Source organism: Desulfovibrio sp. (assembly GCF_047607245.1).
In the GTDB taxonomy this organism is placed as follows: domain Bacteria; phylum Desulfobacterota; class Desulfovibrionia; order Desulfovibrionales; family Desulfovibrionaceae; genus Desulfovibrio.
The window spans coordinates 1-5,831 of sequence record NZ_JASGDK010000026.1 but is presented as its reverse complement, the minus strand read 5'-3'; the positions used below and the strand labels follow the sequence as shown (position 1 = coordinate 5,831).

The 5,831-nt window shown below is 55.7% G+C and carries 5 protein-coding genes; 3 read left to right on the top strand and 2 right to left on the bottom strand.

What is annotated here, in order from left to right:
• Nucleotides 1-433: 433 nt before the first annotated feature.
• The 3 genes from QM579_RS02210 to QM579_RS02200 are packed head-to-tail and all read left to right on the top strand — an operon-like array spanning nt 434 to nt 4,766.
• Nucleotides 434-1,774: a glucose-6-phosphate isomerase gene (locus tag QM579_RS02210; protein ID WP_414997596.1), complete on the top strand. Its 1,341-nt coding sequence runs from the start codon at nt 434-436 to the stop codon at nt 1,772-1,774.
• A 9-nt stretch (nt 1,775-1,783) separates the two neighbouring features.
• The gene (locus QM579_RS02205) at nt 1,784-3,382 is read left to right on the top strand and encodes a sensor histidine kinase (RefSeq protein WP_414997595.1); all 1,599 of its coding nucleotides are present in this window, start codon (nt 1,784-1,786) and stop codon (nt 3,380-3,382) included.
• 4 nt (nt 3,383-3,386) lie between these two features.
• Nucleotides 3,387-4,766 (top strand): sigma-54-dependent transcriptional regulator, encoded by a 1,380-nt coding sequence (locus QM579_RS02200; RefSeq protein WP_414997594.1) that lies wholly within the window; start codon nt 3,387-3,389, stop codon nt 4,764-4,766.
• A gap of 6 nt (nt 4,767-4,772) precedes the next feature.
• Here QM579_RS02200 and QM579_RS02195 read toward each other — a convergent pair whose 3' ends face one another.
• Together QM579_RS02195 and QM579_RS02190 are read right to left on the bottom strand one after the other, a co-directional pair.
• On the bottom strand, nt 4,773-5,069 hold the full coding sequence (locus tag QM579_RS02195) for a hypothetical protein (RefSeq protein WP_414997593.1): 297 nt from the start codon (nt 5,067-5,069) through the stop codon (nt 4,773-4,775).
• A gap of 365 nt (nt 5,070-5,434) precedes the next feature.
• Nucleotides 5,435-5,831: malic enzyme-like NAD(P)-binding protein (locus tag QM579_RS02190; RefSeq protein ID WP_414997592.1), on the bottom strand; the 397-nt coding region annotated here is incomplete at its 5' end.

Sequence of the window (5,831 nt, the reverse complement as noted above, 5' to 3'; positions counted from 1 at the left end):
TGACAGGGGCGAGGTGCGGGCCTGCGGAGCGCGCGAGGTCTGCGTGCTGTGGCGCTATCGTTTCGGTGTGCGGCCACAAACCTACAAGCTGGTACGCCGCCGCTTTTTTGCGCCCAAACCTCTGAGCCTGCTTTAAGGGTGTACTTGCAGTGCCTCCAGCAACACGCATGATCGCTGGAGGGGTTCGGGTTGAATTCAGGGTGTTATAAAAGATTGAAGACGCTCGCCACAATGTTTGCCTGCACAGATGCACAGTAATGTTCCCGGCTTTCAGCGCCAGCAACGGTCAGGCGAGTTCTTGGGGTAACGGCTGTATTGTGCTACAGGGCTTCATGGTGGCGGGCTGTTTGCACAGCCGCCAGAACAATTTCATTTTGAGACTGCTTCAAGCCTTGCGCCGTCATGAACACGGCAAGGCATAAAGGAGAAGCCCATGCCTCATTATCTTGAATGGTCCAGGGCCTATAGTCACAGGCTGAACACGGCGGATAGCGCTCCTCTTCAGGCCAGAGCCCCAGAACTGGGCGCCCGGCTTGAACGTGAACTGGCTCAGGGCATATTGCCTTTTCTGTCCATGCCGTATCGCGCAGCACTGGAAAAAGATCTGCCCCCGATTCTGGAAAAGGTGCGGACCCGCAAGCATATGCTTGTATTGGGCATAGGGGGGTCGGCCCTGGGAGCGCGAGCCATACAAAGAGCCTTTGCGCCGGGGCAGGACAGGCCGGGGCATGACGGACCGTGCCTGTGGATAGCTGACAACGTATGTGCGGAAGAGTTTGAAGCCCTCTTGGGCGGGCTTGATGCGGCGGATACTTCTGTGGTCTGCATCAGCAAGTCGGGGGGAACGATCGAGACTCTGGCACAGTATTTTCTGGTGCGGCAGTGGCTTCAGGCCGCTTTGGGCGAAGACTGGCGGGCCCATATGGTGGTGGTCACCGATGCTGTGTCCGGTTACCTGCGTCAGGAGGCCACATCGCACGGCCTGGCTTCGCTGGAAGTTCCCGATCATCTGGGCGGGCGCTATTCGGTGCTCTCTGCCGTGGGGCTCTTGCCCGCAGGATTTTTGGGCGTTGACTGGCGTTCCCTGCTTGACGGCGCAGCCGAGGTGGCCCGGCCCCTGGTGGAAGCGCCGCGCTCACTGGGCAGCCATCCTTCCTACGCTCTTGCCTGCTGGGCCAGGGCACTGGAGCTGCAAGAGTACAGCGAGCTCATCCTGTTCTGCTATGTGCCGCAATGGGCGGCCCTTGGCCCTTGGTTTGCGCAACTGTGGGCAGAAAGTCTCGGCAAGGACGGATTGGGCATTCTGCCCGTGGCCGCCACGGGTGTTACAGATCAGCATTCCGTAAATCAGATGTTTTTGAGCGGCCCGCGCAACAAGGGTTGCATTTTCCTTACCAGCCGAGGGCAGGCCGCAGGCCGTGCCTTTGGTCAGGATTTGCCGCAGGAATGGGCATGGCTGCGGGGCAAGCCCCTGGGCGCGTTGCTTGAAGCCGAGGCCCTTGGAACGCGTATGGCCCTTTGCATGAACGAAGTGCCCCTGGTGCATTTGGATATGGACGATACCAGCCCCAAGGCCGCGGGAGCCTTCATGCTGTTGCTGGAAGCTGCAACTCTGTTCACCGGCTGGCTTATGGGGGTGAATCCCCTTGACCAGCCCGCTGTGGAGCTGGGCAAGCGTCTGGCCAATGCGCGGCTTGGCGCGCCGGGCTATGCTACAGAGCATGCGGATCTGGATAATTTTATGGCCGTGCCCTTGCAAGAGCAGGCATTTTAAGGAAAACAGATGTTTTTCAGAAAAAAGCGGGGAGCGCCAGTTCAGGATCAAGGCGCTGGTTCCCACAGTCCGCACGGCGACTCACAATCCGAGGACAATGTACCGGGACCATACGCTGGCGGCGTACAGGACTGGAGCCCGAGCAATCAGGGCGGGCCTGCCACCGGATCAAAAGGCGACGCCGAGGGCAGCCTGCCGCTGAGCTATGCCCGTCCTCTCTCCTGGCTTTCACTGGTCGTCATTTTGCTGACCAGTCTGGGGCTTTCTTTCTTTATTTCAAACTCGGCCCGTGAAACCCTGCTGACTCGGCAAGAGGGCTTTGCCCGTTTGCTGGTGGAAAACCTCAACAGTCAGATATTCCGGCGCTTCGCCTTGCCGACGCTTATGGGCTATGGGCGCATAGCCTTGCGTCAGCCAGCACAGTACGAACGGCTTGAGCAGGTTGTGCAGTCCGTCATTCAGGGACTGCCGGTAGAGCGCTTGCGTATTTATGATTTTTCCCGCCTTGTAGCCTATTCCACACGTAAAGAAGAGGTTGGCCGGGCCGGGCTTTCTCCTGCCAATCTGGATGAGGTGTTGCAGGGTAAAGCTCTCAAGTCTGAAATTATTTCAACTATACCCGAATGGCAGGCCCCCTTCAGGCTGCCTCTGGAGGAGGGCACGTTTGTTTTGCGTGTTCTTTATCCATTGAAGGGCGAACCATTGCAGCCTGGGCAAGAGGCTCCAATTATGGGCGCTCTGGAGCTGACGCAGGACATCACGGGCGACTATGAGCAGGTGCTGACATTTCAGGGTATCATTGTGGTCATGTGCCTCATGTCCTCGGTGGTTCTTTTCGGTCTGCTGATTATGCTTATCCACCGTTCGGAGCGTGTGCTTGCCGAACGCATGCAGAAAAACCGGCAGCTTGAAAAGCAGCTGCACAGTAACGAACGTTTTGTGAGTATGGGGCGCGTTGTAGCCAGTATTGCCCACGAGATTCGAAATCCTCTGGGGATCATCCGCTCCAGTGCCGAACTATTGCAGCGCCGTACAGACCAGGCAGACGCTGGCACACGCCGCATACTGGGCGCTATTTTTGATGAGTCGGTACGGCTTTCGCAGACAGTGAACGATTTTCTGGACTATGCCCGCCCTCGTCAGCCCAAGCAGGATCTGGTTGACGTAAGTCTTGTGCTGGATCAGGTGCTGGCCTTTCTGGAAGGCGACATGGCCCGCCGTGAAGTTGCTGTGGAGCGACAGCCAATGGAAGGTCTTTTCGTTCACGGCGACAAGGATTTGCTGTACCGCGCTTTTTACAATATCCTTGTCAACGGACAACAGGCAATGGACGGGCCGGGTATCCTGCGCATCAGCGGTGACCACGACGGCGAGGGCCATGTAAGGCTGGAATTTCTCGATTCCGGCCCCGGCTTTGACGCCGCCATTGTGGGCAATCTGCTGGATCCCTTCTTTACAACCAAAGACGGGGGCACGGGCCTTGGTCTGCCCATCGTACAGTCCATCATTGCCAGCCACGGCGGCGTGATCCAGCTGGAAAACGGTCCGGACGGCGGCGCTCTTGTACGTGTGCTGCTGCCCGAGGCCCATACCGGGGCACAGGAATAGTCTTATGAGTGAAAAAGCGCATATTCTGGTTATTGACGACGAAAAAAACTATCTGTTGGTTCTGCAAACCCTGCTGGAAGACGAAGGCTATTCTGTCACCGCCATCAGCGACCCGGAAACCGCCCTGGCTTTTCTTGAAGAAAGCGAAGTGGACGTGGTGGTTACGGACATGAAGATGCCCAAGGTGTCCGGGCGTCAGGTGCTTGAAAGAGTAAAGAAAAGCTGGCCCTATATTCCGGTGCTTATCATGACGGCCTTCGGCTCCATTGAAAGCGCTGTGGATGTTATGAAATACGGCGCTTTTGATTATATCACCAAACCATTTTCCAACGACGAGCTTCTGCTCTCCATCCATAACGCCGTGGAGCTGGCCCGCGCCCACCGCCAGTACCGCCTGCTTCAGGAGGTTATGGAAGACCGCTACGGCGTACACAAAATCGTGGGGCGCAGCCGCGCCATACGCGATGTGCTCGTGATGGTTGAACGGGCCGCGCCCAGCCGCTCCACAGTGCTTATTACTGGCGAATCCGGTACGGGCAAGGAACTGGTAGCACGGGCCATCCATTACACAAGCCCCCGCAAAGACAAACCCTTTGTTTCCGTTAACTGCATGGCGCTCAATCCCGGCGTGCTCGAGAGCGAACTTTTCGGCCACGAAAAAGGCTCTTTCACCGGGGCAGTGGCCATGCGCCGGGGCCGCTTTGAACAAGCCGACGGCGGCACGCTTTTTCTGGATGAAATAGCGGAGCTTACGCCCGATCTTCAGGTCAAGCTGTTGCGTGTGCTTCAGGAGCGGCGCTTTGAACGCGTGGGTGGTGGTGAAGAAATCGAGGTCGACATTCGTGTGGTGGCTGCGACAAACAAAGACCTTGCCGCAATGGTGGAGAAAGGAACGTTTCGCGATGACCTGTACTACAGGCTCAATGTGGTTCAGGTTCCCCTGCCGCCCCTGCGCGAGCGCCGTGAAGACATCCCCCTGCTGGTGGCCCATTTTGTGGAAAAGGTATGCGCTGACAACACAATGCCTGCCAAAACCTTCAGCACTGAAGCCCTCAACTACCTGACGGGCTATGAATGGCCGGGCAATATACGGCAACTGGAAAATGTGGTTGAAAGCTGTCTTGTTCTGGTGCCTGGCTCGGTCATCAATGTGGACAATCTGCCCGCCGAGATCCGTGATGAAGAATCGCAGTTCAAGAGCGCCGTTGACCTTCTGCCCGTGCAGCTGGACTTGGCCGATACGCTGGAAAAAATTGAAGCCGCTCTTATTCGCCGAGCCTTGGTGCGTGCCGAACTTGTTCAGGTTAAGGCTGCAGAATATCTTGGTATTTCAAAGAGTTTGCTGCAATATAAATTGAAAAAATACGCCATAACCGGCCATTAGAGCTCTTTAGCTGCCAAGCAGGTTTGTACTCAGCCTGACAGGCTTCGCCTTGCGAAACGCAACCTGATATGATCGTGGAATTTGCCGCAGATTGGGTATGTGGTTTGCCTGCTGTTGAACGAAATTTTGAAAAACAGCGATTGTGTAATTGTTTTTGCGGTTAAACAGAACAGCATCTTTTATGGAGATATAAAAACAGACCCGTTTCTGCACAGAAGCGGGTCTGTTTTTATAAAGTGTGCCGGGCAGATGCGTGTGCAGCTGTTCTGGCGCACCAACGTACTGTGTCAGGGTGAACCCCATATAGCTGTGTGGGTCGTTCCCTGATCTGCTATAGGTTATAGCGTCAATGAGTTGCGCGGTATCCTTTTTAACTTGTCAAACCTGATTTTTTACGTAAGTATATTTTATTGGACATAATATGGCAAAGGCCACCATTAATGAGCGGGTTTTATCCTGCCCGTATGGCTGATGCAGAGTCGCGATTATTGGTTGATTAATCAGATAATAGCCTTTTTATATTAAAAAAATGCATCCGGCATTAAAGCACCAGATGCAGCGGGCATGTTTCAAAAATGCATGTGGGCAAGCAGGGCAGCGTGTCTTTCCGGCGGCTGCACTTGACAGCCGCCGGATTTATACACACTTGATGCTATCCTGAGCTGACGTTAGATCGTGCGCTTGGCCAGACGCTTCTTCAGGTTTTCAGCAACAATTTCAGGGTCTATGGGGTTACGGGCAATGCCGCTCTCAATGGCAGCCTTGGCAGTTGCCGCGGCAACCCGGGGTGCCACTTCGGGATTGAGGGTAGAGGGAATGATAAAGTCGGGGCAAAGTTCCTCAGCCGAGACCAGTTCGGCTATGGCGTAGGCTGCCGCGATTTTCATTGCATCATTGATGTCTGTGGCGGCCACATCCAGCGCTCCGCGGAAGATACCGGGAAACGCCAGCACATTGTTGATTTGGTTGGGGCAGTCGGAGCGGCCAGTGGCGATAACTTTTGCCCCGGCATCCACGGCGCGTTGCAGCGGCCAGATTTCAGGAATGGGGTTGGCCTGCGCAAAG